This is a genomic window from Pilimelia columellifera subsp. columellifera (genome assembly GCF_039532605.1).
Taxonomy (GTDB): domain Bacteria; phylum Actinomycetota; class Actinomycetes; order Mycobacteriales; family Micromonosporaceae; genus Pilimelia; species Pilimelia columellifera.
The window spans coordinates 87,993-104,663 of the sequence record NZ_BAAARY010000014.1 but is presented as its reverse complement, the minus strand read 5'-3'; the positions used below and the strand labels follow the sequence as shown (position 1 = coordinate 104,663).

The window sequence follows — 16,671 nt, the reverse complement described above, 5'->3', positions numbered from 1 at the left end:
GGCTACAACCAGCGCTGCGAACCGTTCCGCTGGACCAAAACCGCCGCCGACATCCTCACCAAAGCCAACCGTCAAAAGACCTCAGACACGCGATACTAGGTCCGCTCCGAGTCCATTTTGATGCTAGCGGCCCGCGCCTTGAGGAATCAGAGTCTCAAAGGACCTTGCCGAGTCCTGGCCCGTGTAGTACGAGTTCCGGTACGGGCGAGTTTCCTGTCTTGTTTCAGCTGATCCGTAGAAGTCCCGGCTGGCGTCGGCACTCATCTTGATCGGAAGCAAGTATCTCCGTTCCGGCAAGTGCGGCGGTGGGAGGTCCTCCGGTAGAGACGGCAGCCGTGTCCAAGGAGGTGCGGAGCACGAATGCTCCTCCTGATGAGATGTCATGAGATTGGGTGGGCCTCCATGAAGGCCAATTGAAGACCCACCCGTTGCCACGCCTCACCTCAGCCGGCAGCGATTAGCGCAGTAACGGCCTCCGGCATTTCTTGGCGTGACAGGAAGAACGTTGGCGTGGTCCTGACCTGCGGGTCGAGGTTGTTGCACAGAGTTGCCGTTGACTCTCGACGGTGGTGCGTTCACGATGGTGTCGCGGCAATGTCGTCCAACATCCGGGGCATGGAGGAACATCGTGGAGTTAGAGTTTCTGGGCAAGGACCCTGCCTCGACAGGAGGCAACTGTCCGAGCTTGTACCGCACCGACCGTGACAGCTACGTCGTCCAGGGCTGGGCGGTGACAGACCCTGCGGCGCTCGTCGCGCTAGACATTCCGGAGGGGGAGACTGCGGTGGAGATCCCAGCTCGGATGCTGGCGTTGTTCCAGGGTCGCCGATGAGAAAGCTGTCCTACCAGGAGTTCGTCAGTGCCTACAAGTCGATCACATCTTCGTGGGCGCACATGGAGTTACGGGACGGCTACGGGGCACCAGGCGAGAATCCCGCTCTTGACCGCTGGCTGGATACGGGCCACGACGACGGCGAGTGGCTGGCTGACTGGTACCGCACTGTTGAGGATCTGGGCGCCGCGGGCAAGGCGATGCGCCGGCTGAAGGTGGTCTCCGAGCCGCTCAGCGGCTACCACCGGTGGGTGCGCGACAGCGGAAACGCTGACCGCATCGTGGCCTGTGGTGAGTTGACCCGTTGGGTCAGCCGGGAGGTTGTGGCAGAGGCCAACGTTCTGTTGCCCGCTGCTGACTTTTACGTCTTGGACGACCGTCGGGTAATGTTTCTGTACTTCGCTGGCAGTGGTGAGCCAACCTCATACTCAATCACTGATGATCCCATCATTGTCGCCGCGTGCTCAACAGCTTTCGAGCAGGCTTGGAAGCTGTCTATCAACCACGATGTCTACCGATCCCTATAGGCCCGTCGCCCAAGCTCGTCGCGACTTTGGCGCTCGCCTGCGCGCTATTCGTAAAGGAGCGGGCTTGACCGCAAGGTATTTGGCGGATCAGTCGGGGATGCACTACACGCGGGTGTCTAAGCTGGAAAACGGCGTTCTGAACCCTACTGAGCAGAACATCCGTGAGTGGTGTCGCATCTGTGGCGCCGAGGATCAGGCGCAGGATCTGCTGTCTATCCTGCGAGCTGTCGACTCGGCGTACGTTGAGTGGCGAACTCGCGCGATGGAGGGGATGCGCCGTAGCCAAGGGCCAAGTTCTCTGCCTCTGTACGAGCGCACCTCGACCTTCCGAATCCACGAGCCGCTGTAGTGCCTGGCATTCTCCAAACCGCGGCTTACATGTCTGGATCTTCGACTCAGGCTCGGTCTACTTGGAAACCCCGACGGCTGAGCTGAAGGTCACGCGCCTTCAGGAGGTGCAGCAGTACGAGCGTCTGTTTTCACTCCTCCAGGCCCAGGCCGTCTACGGAAGGGACGCCCGCCGGCTGATCACCAAGGCGATGGACGGCCTGTAGCAGCGTGCCCGTCCAGGAATAGCGTCCAGCCACTTCCGAGAGTTGGTCATGCAGGCGTGCGACGTAGGCCAGCATTCTGCGCTTCCCCAACGACTTCGTGTGGCTGGGTCTGAAAGCGGAGCTCAGGTGTCCGTTCCATCGCCATGAGGCTGAAATCTCAGACAAATCGAGTTGATGCAGTACCGGGCATTCTCAGGCGTGTATCCCTCGCCGTAGAACACGTGCCCTAGGTGGCTGTCGCAGGTCGTACACCGGACCTCTGTGCGGACCATCCCCTGGGAAGAATCCTCCAGTAGGCGCACGGCGTCTGGTTGAGAGAACGAGAAGCTCGGCCAGCCGCATCCGGAATGGAACTTGGTGTCGCTGTGGAACAGCGCAGCGCCGCAGGCCCGGCAGCTGTACGTCCCAGCGGCGGAGGTGTCGACGTAGGCGCCGGTGAACGGGGCTTCGGTCCCGCCCTGGCGGAGGACCCGGAACTCCTCGGGGGAGAGGCGCACCTGCCAGTCGGCTTCGGTGGATGGCAACTCGGGGTCGCTCGGTGGCGTTGCGGCGGGACTGCTCATAGGTCCTACGGTACGACGGCTTGTCGGCGTGGCCATGGACGGCTATTCCTCTGACATTTATAAAATGGGCAAAAGGGACATTAAACTCATTAAGGAATAAATAGCGAATCGGCTACACGTATGAGCGAATAGACGCAATTCATACTAAATGGAGATAGCTCCTCTCTAGTGTCGAGCCAGCGGAACTGGCCATATTTCGGCCGCCCATTCGACACAGGAAGTGAGCTATGACGAGAACTCAGCGGGCCGTGCTCGGCTCCGCCATCGTCGCCGGCGTAGCTGGCGTAGGATTCGGCCTGACCGCGTCCGCGGGCACGGCTGTCGGCCGAGCGCAGGTCCAGCCCACGCCGACGCTCGCGCCCGACGACCAAGCCGCGCCGCTGCCGACCTCCGGCGGTCGTGGGAAGCCCGCCGGCTACGGCTACGGCCCCACTCCGACCCCGAGCACACCGCCGGCCACGACGCCGCCGGCGGTGCTCGGCACCCAGGCGCCGTACCCGACCGAGGAGTTGCCAGCGGCCCAGCTACCCGTCACCGGTCTGCCGGCGGCGCTGACCGCGTTAGCCGGCGGACTTCTCACCCTCGGTGGAATCTCGTTGCGGGTCGCGTTCCGCCGCCGGAACGACTGACATCGAACGTGGCCCTCGGCGTCGGTCCGGCGCCGTAGGGTCGCGGGCATGGGGTCGACGGCGTCGTCAGCGGCCGCCGTCGGCGCCACTGTCGAGATCGAGGTGGCGGGACGCGCGGTCCGGTTGAGTAGCCCGAACAAGATCGTGTTCCCGGAGCGCGGCTTCACCAAGCGTGACGTCTTCGACTACTACCTCGCCGCGGGCGACGGCATTCTCCGTGCGCTGTCCCGGCGCCCGACGATGCTGCAACGCTTTCCCGACGGCCTCGGCGGCGAGACGTTCTTCCAGAAGCGGGTGCCCACCAAGGGCGTGCCCGCCTGGATCGAGACGGCCCGCATCGCGTTCCCCAGCGGCCGCACCGCTGACGAACTGTGCCCGGCCGATCTAGCCCACGTCGCCTGGGCCGCGCAGATGGGCACGATCGTTTTCCATCCCTGGCCGGTGCGCGGCGACGACGTCGACCACCCCGACGAGCTGCGGATCGACCTCGACCCCCAGCCGGGCACCGACTTCGCCGACGCTGTCGTCGTTGCCGGGGAGGCCCACGCTCTGCTCGACGAGTTGGGACTCGTCGGCTACCCCAAGACTTCCGGCGGTCGCGGCGTGCACATCTACGTGCGGATCGCGCCACGGTGGACGTTCGTCGAGGTCCGCCGGGCGGCGATCGCCTTCGCCCGCGCTCTGGAGCGCCGCCGGCCCGACCTGGTCACCACCAAGTGGTGGAAGGAGGAGCGGGGCGCGAAGGTTTTCGTGGACTACAACCAGATGGCCCGCGACCGGACCATTGCCTGCGCGTACTCCCTGCGGGCCACCGCTCGGGCGACAGTCTCCACCCCGGTCAGCTGGGCTGAGCTGACCGACATCGAGCCCGACGACTTTGACCTGCGGACCGTTCCCGCCCGGGTCGCCGCCGGCGGCGACCCGCACTCCGCCATCGACGACATCGCCCACGACCTGACGCCGCTGCTGGAGTGGGCCGAGCGGGACGAGCGCGGCGGCGACACCGACCTGCCGTACCCGCCGGACTACCCGAAGATGCCTGGTGAGCCGAAGCGGGTCCAGCCCAGTCGCGCGAAGTCTTAGGTCCGCTGAGGACAGCGGGACGGCCGGTCCCGCTGTTAGCCTTCCTTCACCCTTGGGAGGCGGAGATATGGCGCGGGGCAACAGCCGTGACGGCGGCGAGATCAACCTGGTGTTGCACCGTGCGGTTGGTACCAGAGCGCGGCGATGGCTGCTGGCGGTCACCGTAGGACTGGGCGTGCTGGCGGCAGCGGCCGTGCCGATGGACCCCGCCATGCGAAGTTTCGCCGGCATCGCCGGACCACTCCAGCAGCTCATGTCGGTGACCCTGCCGTTCGTCGGCGTCCTGCTTGTTCACGACCTACGCCGCGCTCCTGCTTCCCTGCGCTCCACCCTCGGGGCGGCTGGTGTGTATGCGACCGGGATCGCCCTGCTGGGCGCGCTGCTCAGCGCGGCGGCGCTCGCGTTGGCGCCGCCCGGCGCCTCGGTTCACCCCTGGCAGGACGCCGTGGTGATCGGGGCGGGCGGCGTGCTCGTCCAAGTGGTGGCGCAGTTGACCGGGACCGCCTGCGGGCTGCTACTGCGTTCGCCAGCAGTCGCGTGCGTTGCGACTCTGCTGCCGATGGCGGTGTGGGGGCTGCTCGGGCTTGCCGAGCCGCTGCACTTCGTGCGCGACTACCTGACGCCGTTCGGCATGGTGGTCCAGCTACTAGGCGGAACGATGACAGCGCTGAGCTGGGCGATGTGGCCGCTGATGTTTCTGATCTGGGGGGTTGGGCTCAATTTTCTCGGCGTGCGCGCCCTGCGCCGGGAGGTTGTCGGCCAGTCGTCGACCCGCACGGAAGTGGCGAACTCGCGTTAAGAGGTGGGTGTATGTATGCGGGGTAATCGCCGGACTACCCGAAGCAGGCCGGGGAGCCGCCGCGGGTCCAGCCGTCCCGGATGAATAGGGCCAACTGGCCGGACGAGGCGCCGCCGGCCTGAGCCGGTCTGACCGCTCCAACAAACAGGTTCGCCACCGTCCACTGCTACGACGCCCTCTGGTGTTTGATCCCGGAGGTGTCTGGCCCAGGTCCGGGTCGACCGCTGGACCTGGTCCGCGTCGTCTTCGGCCTGCTGATGGTTGATCGCAGATGCTCAGTTTGGGCAGCTTGCAGGCGAAGGTGTTGGCTACCGTTACGCCTGTCGCTAAGGACGCCCCCGTGTCGAAGAATGCCATGCAGACCTCCACCAGCCCGGCCAGGCGCTGGCTCGACAACCGCGGCATCCAGCTCAAGGTCGCTCTCGTGGCGGGTGCGGCGCTGGCCGGTACCGCGCTCATCGGTGGCACGAGCCTGCTCGGCATGAGCGAACTGGTCAGACGCGGGCGCACGAGGTCGGTTCGGCCGTGCCGTACATCGTCGGTCTGAACAGCGCCGCGCTGGAGGTCAAGGCCGCCGCGAACGACGAGCGTGGGTACCTCATCGAAGGCAAGATCTCCTTCCGTGATGATGCGATGGGACGCAAGACCAAGGTCGACGCGGCGCTGAACGGCGCCCTCAGCGTTGCGAGCGGCCCTGACGAGCGGGCCGCTGTCGCAGCGATCAACACGGCGACCGACGCGTGGTTCGCCGCCCTCGACCAGGAGTTCACCCAGTACCGCACCGACCGCGCCGGCGCCCTCGCCGCCTCGATGGGCGCCAACCGGGACCTGCGCAAGTCCTACGAGACGTTGCTCAGCGCCGAGATCGACCGGGCGAACCAGGAGTTGACCGCCGGCAAGACCTTCGACCAGACGCTGAGCGCGATCCGTACCGCTGTGTTGGTGATGCTGGTGCTGGTGCTGGCCGGAGCGGGCCTGCTCACCTTCGTGATCGGCAGGGCAGTCGTGCGGCCGATCCGGCGGGTGGCCGCCGTGCTGGAGTCGATCGGCGACGGTGACCTGACCGCCGAATCGGGTATCGACCAGCGCGACGAGGTCGGGCAGATGGCCGCGGCGGCTCGCCGCGCCGCCGGCGCCCTGCGCGAGGCGATCGGGGCCCTGGGCGGTCACGCCAGCGAGCTGGCCACCGCTTCCCAGCAGCTCACCGTGACCAGCGAGCGGAGCACTGTCAGCGCCGAGACCGGCGCTCGCCAGGCTGGAACGGTCGCCAGCACCGCCGCCGAGATGTCGGCCAACGTGCACACCATCTCGGTCGGCGCGGAGGAGATGGGCGCCTCCATTCGTGAGATCGCCCGGAACGCCAGCCAGGCCGCCGGGGTTGCCTCGCACGCGGTGACCATGACCGATGCCACCACCGAGGTGATGTCGCGGTTGGGCGACTCGTCGGCGGAAATCGGCAACGTGATCAAGTTGATCACCAGCATCGCCGAGCAGACCAACCTGCTCGCGCTCAACGCGACGATCGAGGCCGCTCGGGCCGGCGAGACCGGCAAGGGCTTCGCGGTGGTGGCCGGCGAGGTCAAGGAGCTGGCGCAGGAGACGGCGCGGGCGACCGAGGACATCAGTCGTCGGGTGGCCGCGATCCAGAAGGACACCGGCGGCGCCTCGCAGGCGATCGGCGAGGTGAGCGCGATCATCGGGAAGATCAACGAGCTACAGGCGGCGATCGCGTCGGCGGTGGAGGAGCAGACCGTCACCACCAACGAGATGAGCCGGTCGGTGGCCGAGGCCGCCGGCACCGGCGCGCGGGTGTCGGAGACGGTCGACGAGGTGGCCTCCTCGGTGCAGCAAACCACGGTCGGCGTGAACGAGGCGCACCGGGCGGCCAGCGAGCTGGCGACGATGTCGGCACAGCTACGCGCGATCGTCGGCAAGTTCACCCTCTAGCTGCGGTCGCCGTTTCGGTCCCTACGATGGCCGGCATGGAGGGGTCGAAACACGGCGGAACCGCCGATGTCGCCGGCGTGTTTGGCGGCGTCCTCCCACAGGCGCCCGCCACGCCTCTGCTGACCTACCTAGACGACGCCCGGGGCGAGCGGTTCGAGCTGGTGGCCCTCGACCTGGCGGACCGGGCGGCCCGCACCGCTGCGTTACTACATGACGACTGCCGGGTCGGCCCGGGCAGCCGATGCGCGGTGCTGCTGCCCCCGCACTGGCGCAGCGCTGTCATCCTGCTCGGCTGCTGGGCGACGGGCGCCGCCGTCGAGCACCGGCCATGGGCGACCGCCGGTCTGGCGGAGGCGGACCACGTCGACGCGGTGTTCGTCTCCGCGGAGCGGTTGGGTAGCTGGCTGGAGCAGGTGCCGCCAGCGTGGCACCGGTTCGTCGTCGGTCTCGACTGCCCGGTCGGCGACGTGCCCGCCGGCTACCGCGATCTCGCCGTGGCGATGCGGGGCCGGCAGGCGTCACAGGCCCCCCGTCCCGTCTTCGCCGCTGGCTCCGCCGCCACCCCGGACGGGTCGACGCATCAGCAGTGGGGCTCCCTGGCGCGGGCCATCGCCGACCACGCCGGGCTGAGGCCGGGCGACCGGGTGCTCATCGACGCGGACGAGGCGGCGAACGACCACCCGCTACGGTGGCTGCTGGCGCCGCTGTCGGTCGGGGCGACGATCGTGCTCTGCGCGCGTAGCGACCGTGACAAACTGACCCGACACGCCGCCGAGGAACAGGCCACGCACGTCTGGTCGTAGCCGCTGTTTCGCCCCAACGGGCCGTGGCGGCGTGGGGTAATTGACCGCAGCGGGTCCGACCGGCCGGGTCCGTCGAAGGAGGAGCGGCGGCGTGAACAGGCTCGGCGAGATCGTCTGGTACCCGTTCCGGACGGCCTACTACGCGCTGGCCTGGGTGGCCAACCGGCCGCGCGCCCTCATCGGCAGCTACTTCGTGCTCCTGACCATCGGTGGCCTGCTCTACAGCGTCTTCGAGGGCAAGGGTCTCGGCGACTCGGTGTGGTGGGCGGTCGTCACCGCCAGCACCGTCGGCTACGGCGACACGTACCCGGTCACCACGGCTGGCAGGTTCGTCGCCGGCACGCTCATCTCGGTGATGGTGTTGCTGGTCATTCCGTTGATCACCGCCCACTTCGCGAGCAAGCTCATCGTCGACCACGACGCGTTCCAGCACGATGAGCAGGAGGAGATCAAGCAGAACCTGCGCCGGATCAGGGAGCTTCTGGAGAGCCAGCAGAACCCGCCAGCATCGTCGTGACGTCATACCGCAGCGGACGCTCCAGCTGGGCGTAGCCGCACGAGCGCGGGTCGCGGTCCGGCCGCCAGCGGACGAACTGGGCGGTGTGCCGGAATCTGTCGCCCTCCATCGCGTCGTAGCCGACCTCGACCACCAGCTCAGGGCGCAACGGCACGAACTCCATGCTCTTCTTCGCCCCCGACCAGCGGCTCGGGGCGCCCGGTCTCCGGGTCTGCCCGTCGGCGCCGGCATCCGCCCAGGGATGGTCGGTCACCTCCTCGCGCAGCGTGGCCAGCTCGTCGACCAGCTCGGCCCGCCGCCTGGCAGTGAACGAGGCGCAGACGCCAACGTGATGCAGCCGGCCCTCATCGTCGTACAGGCCAAGCAGCAGCGACCCGACGACCGGGCCCGAGGTGTGCCACCGGAACCCGGCAAGCACGCAGTCGGCGGTGCGGGCGTGTTTGACCTTCAGCATCAGCCGCTTGCCCGGCGCGTACGGGATATCGGCGGGCTTCGCGATGAGCCCGTCGAGGCCGGCGCCCTCCAGCTCGGTGAACCACCGCCGGGCCACCGCCGGGTCGTCGGTGCTGGCGGTCAGGTGCACCGGCGACCCGACACCGCGCAGCGCCTCGGCGAGCCGGGCGCGCCGCTGGGCGTACGGGAACGCCATGAGATCGTCGTCGCCGACGGCCAGCAGGTCGAAGGCGACGAAATCCGCGGGCGTGGCCTCGGCCAGCATCCGCACCCGGGACGCCGCCGGGTGGATCCGCTGCCCGAGCAGATCGAAGTCCAACCGTGGCGGGTCGGTGTCCCGCCGGATCACCACCAACTCGCCGTCAACCACGATCCGCGGGGGGAGCCGTTCGCGTAGCCTCTCCACCATCTCCGGGAAGTAGCGGGTCAGCGACTTGCCGCCCCGGCTGGCCAGCTCCACCGCGTCGCCGTCGCGGAACACGATGCAGCGGTAGCCGTCCCATTTGGGCTCGTAGCTCATGCCCGGCGCCTCCGGCAGGCGCACGTCGGCGTCTCCGGTGGCGAAGACCTTCGCGAGCATCGGCTCGATCGGCGGACTGATCGGCAGCGACATGAGCGACAGTGTGCCCGACCAGCGGGTCAGTACGTGTGGAACGAGCGGATCGTCGCCCGTGGGCCGTACCGGGGGGCGTGCAGGCCGGCGGCCTCCAGCAGCAGGCACACCCGGCCCCGATGCCCGGCGAACGGCGCCAGCAGCTCAAGCATCCGCTCGTCAGTGCCGCGCGGCTCGCCCGCCAGCGCCCACGACACGGTGTTCTTGACGTGGTAGTCGCCGACGCTCACGGCGTCCGCGTCGCCATGGACGACCCGGACCACCTCGGCGGCGGTCCACCGACCGATGCCGTCGACAGCCGTCAGGCGGGCGGTGGTCTCCGAGCTGTCGCCGCAGCGCTCCAGCCGGGCCGCCGCTGCCGCCGCCCGGGCGAGCGTGTCAGCCCGGCGCTGCTCCACCCCGAACCGGTGGAACACCCAGTACCCGGCGGATGCCACCGCGTCCGGGTCCGGCGGCAGCAGCAGCGGGACGGGCCCGGGGGCCGGCTCGCCGAAGTGCCGCACCGTCGCCGCGTAGGCACGGTACGCCTCCGTGCCGGTGACCTTCTGCTCCAACACCGACCGCAACAGCCGCTGGAACACCAGCCCGGTCGCCGGCAGCCGGGGCGTCCCGACCGCGCCAGCCAGCCGGGCCAGGGTCGGACGGCTGGCGGCCAGCGCGGCGAACCCGTCGAGCCGGTCCCGCAGCCCCGCGACGGCGTCGGCCCGTTCCACCAGCCAGCTTCCGCCCGGACCGTGCCCGCTCGCCAGCAGCTGCCCCGGCGCGGGGCGCAGCCAGAGCGTGCCGGGGCCCTCAGGGGTCCGGGCGGCCCACCACAGCGACCCGTCGAGGAATCGGGCGCACGGGTCGTGCGCGCTGAACGTCAGCAACCGCGCCAACCACCCCAGCCGGTAACCCGGCGGCGTCCCCATCACCCGATCCACACCCATCGCCGGCACGGTCAGCTCCGTGCGCCGGCCCTGGTCGCGAGCAGGATCGAACGGCGCAGCAGGCGGGAGTCGCCCAGCAACGCCCGTAGCCGCCGCTCCAACCCGGCCACCGGCGCCAGGTTCTGCGGGGCGCGCGGGTCCTTGTAGCTGACCGACGCCAACCCCGGCAGCGTCACCTGCGACAGGTCCGCCAACGCGATCGCCGCGCCCGTCGACCGCTCGCCCGGACACTCGACCCGGATGACGCCCGCCCACGGGCCGCCCCCGCCGCCGGGCAGCCGCAGGTACCACGAGTACGGCTGCCCCGGACCCAGCTGGAACACCGGGGTCCGTTGACCGGCCGCCAGACCGGTGGTCACGGTCCGCTGCTCCGGCGGAAGGTAGTCGCGTTCGTGGGTCTTGGCGAAACCGACCGTGCGGACGTGGTCGCGGCGGCGCAGCGGCCCGTCGAGCACGAGCAGGTCCCCGTCGACCCGCTGCTGATCCGACACCTCGATCTCCAGCCCGGTCAGCGGGGACTGCACCGCCGCCGGGAGCTTGTCGATGGTCACCGCGCCCCTGGCATGGACCACCGGATAGCTGACGTGCCCGGTGACCAACGGCTGCGCGGTGGGGCTGGCGGTGAACAGACCACGCCGGACCGTCGCCCCGACCAGCTCCGCCCGCCCCGCGCCCAGGTCGCAACGCACCACGCCGGCGGCGTAGGAGACCGCGAGCGCCGGGAACGTCGCCCCGTCTGGCTCCTGGCTCCACAGTGTCGCGTCGATCCGGCGTACCCCGTCGACGAGCAGCACCACGTCGGGGCGACGCACGTCCGGGGCGGCGTCGCGGCCGGCCCACGCCCCGGCGGCGATCTCGCAGTCCAAAGCGACTTTCGTCTCGGCTGGGGCGCTGGGTCCCTGGGGCGCGGCGAAACTCGCGCCGTAGCTGGGCTGCCAGCCGTCCACCTGCCACATTGTCACAGCCCGGTCCGTTCCACCCGGGCCGACCGGGCGTCCCGGGTCACCTCGAAGCGAACCGGCGCCCGTTCGGCGAGCGCCGGCACATGGGTGACGACGCCCACCATCCGGTCCCCCCGTGAGGCCAGCGTCTCCAACGTCGCCGCGACGGTGTCCAGGGTGGCCGCGTCGAGGGTGCCGAAACCCTCATCCAGGATGATCGATTCCAGGCTGGCCGAGGTGCTGGACATGCCGGCGAGCTGCTCCGAGAGCGCCAACGCCAACGCCAGCGACGCCTGGAACGTCTCGCCGCCGGACAGTGTCCGTACCGCCCGGCGCAGGCCTGCGTCGTGGTGGTCGAGGACGAAGAACTCGCCCTTGTCGTGGACCAGCTCGTACTGGCCGCCGGACAGCTCCCGCAGGATCCCCGACGCCCCCTCGACCAGCAGGTCCAGGGCCTCGGCGAGCAGCCAACGCTCGAAGTTGTTGGCCCGCAGGTGGGTGGCCAGCGCCTTGGCCACGTGGGCCTGCCGTTCGTGTTCGCCGCGTTGCTCACGCAGCGCCGCCCCCTGCTCACGGCGGTCGACGAGCCGGCGCCAGCGCGCCTGCGTCCGCTCCACGGCCACGGCCGCCGCCCGACCCGGGTCCTGGCCGGGCGCTCCGTCGACGATCTCCTCGTCCAGCCCGGCGCCGGCGAACAACCCGGCGATCTCGGCGTCGACGGCCGCCACCTGCGCGCGCGCCGACTCGACCTGATGGGCGTGCTCCTGCCAGCTCCGGGTCTGCGTCCGTATTGTCTCGACGGACCACGCCGTCAACGCCTGCCAGGCCGTGGCCAGATCCTCCCGCGCCACTGTGGGTGGGCTGAGGTCCGCCAGGGTGTCCCGGCGCAGGTCATAGGCCTGCCATGCAGCGCCGACCCGAGCCTGGGCGGCCTCGATCCGCGCTCGGGCTGCCCGGTCCGCTTCCCGGGCGGCGCGCAGGGCGCCCGTCGCGTCGTCGAGCCGGGCCCGCAGCGCTTCCAGCTCGGCGAGCTGCGCCCGCAGCGTCTGTTGCCCGGGGGAGTCGGCGAGCTTGGCCAGGAGCCGGGCCTGTTGTGCACGCCACTGATCCCGTTCGGCGCTGGCCCGTTCCCATCGGCCGCGCGCGGCCTGGGCTGCGGCGTCGGCCTTTGCCACGGCCTTCTCGGCGGCGTCCGCGGTGGTCCGGGCCGCGTGGCCGGCGGCCTCGGCGGCGGCCACGGTCCCGCCGTCGCCTGGGGCCGGGAGGGCGGCGACCGGCTGGGCGCATACCGGACAGTCCGCCCCGACGACCAGGTGCGCACGCAGGGCCGCCGCCCGGTCGGCGGCCTGCGCCGCCGCGTACGTGGCGCGGGCCCGCTCCAGCTCGCTGCTCGCCTGCGCGGCGCGCTCCCGTCGCTGGGTCAACGCCTGCTCGGCGGCGGTCAGCGCTTCCGCGGCGGTGGCCACGGTGGTCTCGGCCGCGGCGATCCGGGCGGTCAGCTCGTCCTGCTCAGCGTGGGCGTCCAGGGCCAGGCGCAGCGTGCTCGGGTCCTGGCCGGCGGCCAGCTCGCCGCGCAGCTTCTCCTCCCGCTCCTCGGCCGCCTCGACGGCCGCGCCCGCCTCGGCGGCCGCCCGGCGGGCGTCGGCCACCGCGGCGGCCAACTCGGCGACATCGCCCGGGGTCTCGACGGCGCCGAGCCGGGCCAACCGGCCGTCGACGGTGCTCAACTGGCCCTCGGCCTGGGTCACCTGTTCGCGGGCGGCGTGCAGCCGGGGCGTCGCCGCCTCCACCGCCGCCGCCAGGCCCGTCGCGGCCTGGATCTGGCGTTCGGCTGCCGCCAGGTCGTCGTCGGGGACCTCGCCGAGCCCGACGAGAACCTGGTCGACGGCGGCCAGTTGGGCTTCCGCCTGGGCGGCGCGGACCGTCGCCCGTTCCCGTACCCGCTCGTATACGTGCAGGCCCAGCAGATTCACCAGGATCTGCTGCCGGGCGGCCGGCTTGGCGTGCAGGAACTCGGCGAACTCACCCTGCGGCAGCACCACGCACGTGGTGAACTGCTCGTATGGCAGGCCGACGGCGGCCAGCACCGCCGCCTCCATCTGCGCCGGGGTGCCGGCCAGCACCTCGCCAAGGTCGTCCGGGGTCAGCCCGTCGTCGAGTCTGCGAAGGTCGAAGCCGTCCGGTAGCTGTTCCAGGCCGGCGTGCGCGGTGCTGACCCGACCCTTGCCGTCGCGGCGCGCCACCCGGGTGGCCACATACCGGCCGCCGGCCGACTCGAACACCAGCCGCACCCGGGCCTCGGTCGACGAGGGGGCCAGGGCGTTGCCGACGCCGCGCCGGTCGTTCCAGCGTGGGGCGGTGCCGTAGAGGGCGAAGCAGATCCCGTCCAAAATAGTGGACTTGCCGGCCCCGGTGGGGCCGACGAGGGCGAAGAAGTCCGCGTCGGTGAAGTCGATCGTGGTCTCGTCGCGGAAGACGGTGAAGCCGGCCAGGTCCAGCCGCAGCGGCCTCACCGCCGGCGCCCGTGTGGTCGTCCGGTCACTGCGCCGCCTCCTCGTGGAGATGGTCGAACAGTTCGCGGACGCCGTCGTCGTCGGCGTTGCCGCGCACGGTCAGGTAGTCCGCGAACAGCTCGCCGGGGGAGCGTCCGGCCCGCGCCGCCGCCCGGACGGCGGTGTCCGACGTGGGCAGGAAGTCCGGGTCGATGCGGATCTCCACGGCGGCCGGCAGCAGCTCCTGGGCCTGCTCCCGCAGCCCGGCCCGGGGCGCCTCGCGCAGGAACACCCGCAGCCATGCCTCGCCCGCGTCGACGGCGGCCAACTCCCGCAACGTCCCGCGGACGGTCCGCAGCGCCCGCGCCGCCGTGATCGGGATCAGCCGGGTGCGTGCCGCCGTCGCGTTGGTGACCTCGACGATCGTCACCGACGGCGTGTTCTCCTCCTCGCCGAAGTCGATCGCGAGCGGGCTGCCGCTGTACCGGATCGGGCATGGGCCGATGACCTGCTGCGGCCGGTGCAGGTGCCCCAGCGCCACGTAGCGGGCGGAGCTGGGGAAGACGGTGGCCGGGACCGCGTAGCCCAGGACGGTGTGCGCGTCGCGCTCGCCGCCGCCGCTTTTCCCGCCGACGACGGTCAGGTGCGCGGCGACCAGGTCGACGGCGTCGTCGCTGCCGAAGTCTGCGGTGAGCGCCGCGATGACCCGGCGCAGGTGGTCGGCGTACGTCTGGGTGGCCTCGGCGGCGGTCAGCTCGTACATCTCGATGGCCCGGACCGCGTACCGCTGGGACAGGAACGGCAACGCCGCCACCCGCCACCGTTCGCCGCCGGCGGTCGCGCCGGTGACGACGTGCTCGGCGGCGCTATCGCGCACCGCCCCGCGCAGCGTGATGCCGGCGGCGTCCGCCCAGGGGCGCAGCGCGTCCAGGGCCGGCCCGTTGTCGTGGTTGCCGCCGATGGCGACCACGTCGGCGCCAGTGGCGCGCAGGGCGGTCAACGCCCGGGTGACCACCCGCACCGCGTCCGGGACGGGCGCGGCGGTGTCGTACAGGTCGCCGGCGACGATGACCAGGTCGGGGCGCTCCTCCCGGGCCACGGCCACGACCTCGGCGAGCACCGCGATGTGCTCGGCCAGCCTCGGCTTGCCCTTGAGCACCTTGCCGACGTGCCAGTCGGAGGTGTGCAGGATCTTCATCTCACCCTCCTAGAACGGGATGTCGTCGGTCGACGCGGCGCCCACCACGGCGAACGGGTCGGCCGACTGGGTGATCGAGCGCAGCGTCGCCGACGGCGGCGGGCCGGCCTCCGAGTGCCTCGTCGCCCACGCCGGGAACGGGAACTCCAGACACAACGGCACCGGGATGTCCGGCTGGTTGACGAACATGGTGCCGGGCCGGGCCAGCAGCACCCGTTGCCGCTGCGCCGGCGGTAGGAACCCGTACTCGGGCCGGGACGCCTCGGCCGGGTCGAGCCGGCCGACGACCCGCACCGCCGAGTTCGTGACGATCCGCCGCTCCACCTCGGACGCCGTCTGCTGCGCCCCGACCAGGATGACGCCCATCGAACGGCCCCGCTCGGCGATGTCGAGCAGCACCTCCTTGATCGGCGACGTGCCCTCGCGCGGGGCGTACTTGTTCAGCTCGTCGAGGACCACGAACAGCAGCGGCTTGGCGGTGCCGGCCCTCTCCTTGCGTTCGAACTCGGTCTTGAGGGTCACGCCGACGACGAACCGTTGCGCCCGGTCGGGCAGGTTGTGCAGGTCGACGACGGTCACCTGCGCGCTCTCGCTGGTGTTGATCTCGTGGGGCCGCCGTCCGGCGAGGTCGCCGCGGATCAGCCGGGACAGGTCCCGTTTGCTGTTGATGAGCCGCCGGGCGAACGCGTTGACGGTGCCCAGGCTCACGGCGCTGCCGGACCAGATCCCGCGGGTCTCCTCGTCCGAGAGCTGGTCGACCAGGTGGTCCACCAGGGTCCCGTAGTCGCCGATCCGGACACCGTCGAGGCTGATCCCGCCGTCGGCGGGCGTGGCCAACCTGGCCAGCTGCGCGGTGACGGCGTGCACGACCATCGTGTACTGCTGGCGTTCGTCGTCGGAGTCGGCGAACACGTAGGGCAGGAGGCGTTTGGCGCAGAACTCGGCGAGCGTCCAGTAGAAGCTGTCGACGCCGGTGGTCCGGCTGGACACGTCGGGCGTGCCGGTGGAGTCGCCGGCGCGAGGCGGGGCGTGGACCCGCACATCCGGGAACGGCCCGGCAGGCAGGCCGAGCCGGGCGTAGGCGGCGGTGGTGGCGGCGTCGAGCCGGTTGTTGGGATGGTCGAGGAAGAGCAGGTCCTCGCCCTTCACATTGAAGATCAACGCCTTGGCGTTGACGCCGTCGACCCCCAGGACGCCCGACTGGAACACCGAGTACAGCAGGAACGTCGCGAAGCTGGTCTTGGTCGCCACCCCCGAGATGCCGGAGATGGAGACGTGGGCGCCGCGGGTCCCGTCGAGGAAATCGGCGTTGACGTAGGTGGGCTGGCCGTCCCGGCCGGTCCCGATCGGCACCGGCCGGCTCATCCGGTCGAAGTGCAGCGCCGCGTCCCGTAGCGATCCGGTGGCCCGCAGCACCGGCGCCCCCGGCGTCGGCGGCACATACACCTCCGGGTCGACCCGGGTGACGGTGATCTCAGCCGCCTCCTGCACCTGCGCCGGCAGCATCCCGTCGGCGATGGCGAAAACATCCGAGTCGAACTGGGCGCCCTCGTGCCGGGCGCGGACCGCCGTGACCACCCCGGCGATTGTCACCGGCTCCCGTCCCGGCAGCTCACGGCGGGTGACGACGACATCGTCGAGCTGTAGGTAACTACCGGGGGAGACGGCCGTCCAGAACTGCAACGGGGTGGCGTCGGCGGTGCCCAGCACCCGGCCGACCGGCTGGCCGCCGCTCTGGCTGACGTGTTCGCTGTCCGCAGGCACGCCCGCCATCGTGCCGTACCGGTCCGA

Annotated in this window: 17 protein-coding genes and 1 pseudogene; 11 read left to right on the top strand and 7 right to left on the bottom strand. The window is 70.6% G+C overall.

Annotation, left to right across the window (positions count from 1 at the left end; translation table 11 throughout):
• The first annotated feature begins 628 nt into the window (after positions 1-628).
• The 4 genes from ABD287_RS14645 to ABD287_RS18585 are packed head-to-tail and all read left to right on the top strand — an operon-like array spanning position 629 to position 1,913.
• Positions 629-832 carry a hypothetical protein gene (locus ABD287_RS14645; RefSeq protein ID WP_344173354.1) on the top strand — a complete coding sequence of 68 codons (204 nt, stop codon included), beginning with the start codon at positions 629-631 and terminating at the stop codon, positions 830-832.
• The gene (locus ABD287_RS14640; RefSeq protein ID WP_344173352.1) at positions 829-1,359 is read left to right on the top strand and encodes a DUF6879 family protein; all 531 of its coding nucleotides are present in this window, start codon (positions 829-831) and stop codon (positions 1,357-1,359) included. Before ABD287_RS14645 ends, ABD287_RS14640 begins: the two co-directional genes overlap by 4 nt.
• On the top strand, positions 1,271-1,708 hold the full coding sequence (locus tag ABD287_RS14635) for a helix-turn-helix domain-containing protein (protein ID WP_344173350.1): 438 nt from the start codon (positions 1,271-1,273) through the stop codon (positions 1,706-1,708). Before ABD287_RS14640 ends, ABD287_RS14635 begins: the two co-directional genes overlap by 89 nt.
• On the top strand, positions 1,602-1,913 hold the full coding sequence (locus ABD287_RS18585; protein WP_425565630.1) for a Scr1 family TA system antitoxin-like transcriptional regulator: 312 nt from the start codon (positions 1,602-1,604) through the stop codon (positions 1,911-1,913). Before ABD287_RS14635 ends, ABD287_RS18585 begins: the two co-directional genes overlap by 107 nt.
• A gap of 122 nt (positions 1,914-2,035) precedes the next feature.
• On the opposite strand, the gene msrB is transcribed toward ABD287_RS18585, so the two are convergent.
• On the bottom strand, positions 2,036-2,476 hold the full coding sequence (gene msrB / locus ABD287_RS14625) for a peptide-methionine (R)-S-oxide reductase MsrB (RefSeq protein ID WP_344173346.1): 441 nt from the start codon (positions 2,474-2,476) through the stop codon (positions 2,036-2,038).
• A gap of 227 nt (positions 2,477-2,703) precedes the next feature.
• Here msrB and ABD287_RS14620 point away from each other — a divergent pair, with 227 nt between their 5' ends.
• From ABD287_RS14620 to ABD287_RS18580, 7 genes and pseudogenes are all read left to right on the top strand, one after another.
• On the top strand, positions 2,704-3,105 hold the full coding sequence (locus ABD287_RS14620) for a hypothetical protein (protein WP_344173344.1): 402 nt from the start codon (positions 2,704-2,706) through the stop codon (positions 3,103-3,105).
• A gap of 48 nt (positions 3,106-3,153) precedes the next feature.
• Positions 3,154-4,188 carry a non-homologous end-joining DNA ligase gene (gene ligD, locus ABD287_RS14615; protein WP_344173342.1) on the top strand — a complete coding sequence of 345 codons (1,035 nt, stop codon included), beginning with the start codon at positions 3,154-3,156 and terminating at the stop codon, positions 4,186-4,188.
• Positions 4,189-4,255: 67 nt separating this feature from the next.
• On the top strand, positions 4,256-4,987 hold the full coding sequence (locus ABD287_RS14610) for a hypothetical protein (protein ID WP_344173340.1): 732 nt from the start codon (positions 4,256-4,258) through the stop codon (positions 4,985-4,987).
• Positions 4,988-5,327: 340 nt separating this feature from the next.
• Positions 5,328-5,534 carry a hypothetical protein gene (locus ABD287_RS14605; RefSeq protein WP_344173337.1) on the top strand — a complete coding sequence of 69 codons (207 nt, stop codon included), beginning with the start codon at positions 5,328-5,330 and terminating at the stop codon, positions 5,532-5,534.
• Positions 5,513-6,934 carry a methyl-accepting chemotaxis protein gene (locus ABD287_RS14600; RefSeq protein WP_344173335.1) on the top strand — a complete coding sequence of 474 codons (1,422 nt, stop codon included), beginning with the start codon at positions 5,513-5,515 and terminating at the stop codon, positions 6,932-6,934. Before ABD287_RS14605 ends, ABD287_RS14600 begins: the two co-directional genes overlap by 22 nt.
• A 35-nt stretch (positions 6,935-6,969) precedes the next feature.
• Entirely contained in the window at positions 6,970-7,737 is a 768-nt protein-coding gene (locus ABD287_RS14595) for a TIGR03089 family protein (RefSeq protein ID WP_344173333.1), read from the top strand.
• Between the two features lie 250 nt (positions 7,738-7,987).
• A pseudogene (locus ABD287_RS18580) lies at positions 7,988-8,081 on the top strand (ion channel); the annotation flags it as partial.
• A gap of 126 nt (positions 8,082-8,207) precedes the next feature.
• On the opposite strand, the gene ABD287_RS14585 reads toward ABD287_RS18580, so the two are convergent.
• From ABD287_RS14585 to ABD287_RS14560, 6 genes are read right to left on the bottom strand one after another with little or no spacing between them, the layout of a single operon-like run.
• A complete protein-coding gene (locus tag ABD287_RS14585; RefSeq protein ID WP_344173331.1) occupies positions 8,208-9,320 on the bottom strand; it encodes an ATP-dependent DNA ligase in 1,113 nt (370 codons plus the stop codon).
• A 26-nt stretch (positions 9,321-9,346) separates the two neighbouring features.
• On the bottom strand, positions 9,347-10,249 hold the full coding sequence (locus tag ABD287_RS14580; protein ID WP_344173329.1) for a DNA-3-methyladenine glycosylase family protein: 903 nt from the start codon (positions 10,247-10,249) through the stop codon (positions 9,347-9,349).
• An 11-nt stretch (positions 10,250-10,260) separates the two neighbouring features.
• Positions 10,261-11,211, bottom strand: coding sequence for a hypothetical protein (locus tag ABD287_RS14575; RefSeq protein WP_344173327.1), 951 nt, complete (start codon positions 11,209-11,211; stop codon positions 10,261-10,263).
• A complete protein-coding gene (locus tag ABD287_RS14570; RefSeq protein WP_344173325.1) occupies positions 11,208-13,703 on the bottom strand; it encodes an AAA family ATPase in 2,496 nt (831 codons plus the stop codon). Before ABD287_RS14570 ends, ABD287_RS14575 begins: the two co-directional genes overlap by 4 nt.
• 25 nt (positions 13,704-13,728) lie before the next feature.
• Complete coding sequence (locus ABD287_RS14565; protein WP_344173323.1) at positions 13,729-14,880, bottom strand: exonuclease SbcCD subunit D; 1,152 nt, start codon at positions 14,878-14,880, stop codon at positions 13,729-13,731.
• Between the two features lie 9 nt (positions 14,881-14,889).
• Positions 14,890-16,653 carry an ATP-binding protein gene (locus ABD287_RS14560; RefSeq protein WP_344173362.1) on the bottom strand — a complete coding sequence of 588 codons (1,764 nt, stop codon included), beginning with the start codon at positions 16,651-16,653 and terminating at the stop codon, positions 14,890-14,892.
• Between the last annotated feature and the right edge of the window lie 18 nt (positions 16,654-16,671).

What these genes read in the sequence shown, in the direction of transcription:
- ABD287_RS14580 (WP_344173329.1), bottom strand. Translation starts at nt 10,249, where the DNA reads ATGGGTGTGGATCGGGTGATGGGGACGCCGCCGGGTTACCGGCTGGGG.
- ABD287_RS14595 (WP_344173333.1), top strand. Translation starts at nt 6,970, where the DNA reads ATGGAGGGGTCGAAACACGGCGGAACCGCCGATGTCGCCGGCGTGTTT.
- ABD287_RS14610 (WP_344173340.1), top strand. Translation starts at nt 4,256, where the DNA reads ATGGCGCGGGGCAACAGCCGTGACGGCGGCGAGATCAACCTGGTGTTG.
- msrB (WP_344173346.1), bottom strand. Translation starts at nt 2,476, where the DNA reads ATGAGCAGTCCCGCCGCAACGCCACCGAGCGACCCCGAGTTGCCATCC.
- ABD287_RS14635 (WP_344173350.1), top strand. Translation starts at nt 1,271, where the DNA reads ATGATCCCATCATTGTCGCCGCGTGCTCAACAGCTTTCGAGCAGGCTT.
- ABD287_RS14560 (WP_344173362.1), bottom strand. Translation starts at nt 16,653, where the DNA reads ATGGCGGGCGTGCCTGCGGACAGCGAACACGTCAGCCAGAGCGGCGGC.
- ABD287_RS14640 (WP_344173352.1), top strand. Translation starts at nt 829, where the DNA reads ATGAGAAAGCTGTCCTACCAGGAGTTCGTCAGTGCCTACAAGTCGATC.
- ABD287_RS14585 (WP_344173331.1), bottom strand. Translation starts at nt 9,320, where the DNA reads ATGTCGCTGCCGATCAGTCCGCCGATCGAGCCGATGCTCGCGAAGGTC.
- ABD287_RS14565 (WP_344173323.1), bottom strand. Translation starts at nt 14,880, where the DNA reads ATGAAGATCCTGCACACCTCCGACTGGCACGTCGGCAAGGTGCTCAAG.
- ABD287_RS14620 (WP_344173344.1), top strand. Translation starts at nt 2,704, where the DNA reads ATGACGAGAACTCAGCGGGCCGTGCTCGGCTCCGCCATCGTCGCCGGC.
- ligD (WP_344173342.1), top strand. Translation starts at nt 3,154, where the DNA reads ATGGGGTCGACGGCGTCGTCAGCGGCCGCCGTCGGCGCCACTGTCGAG.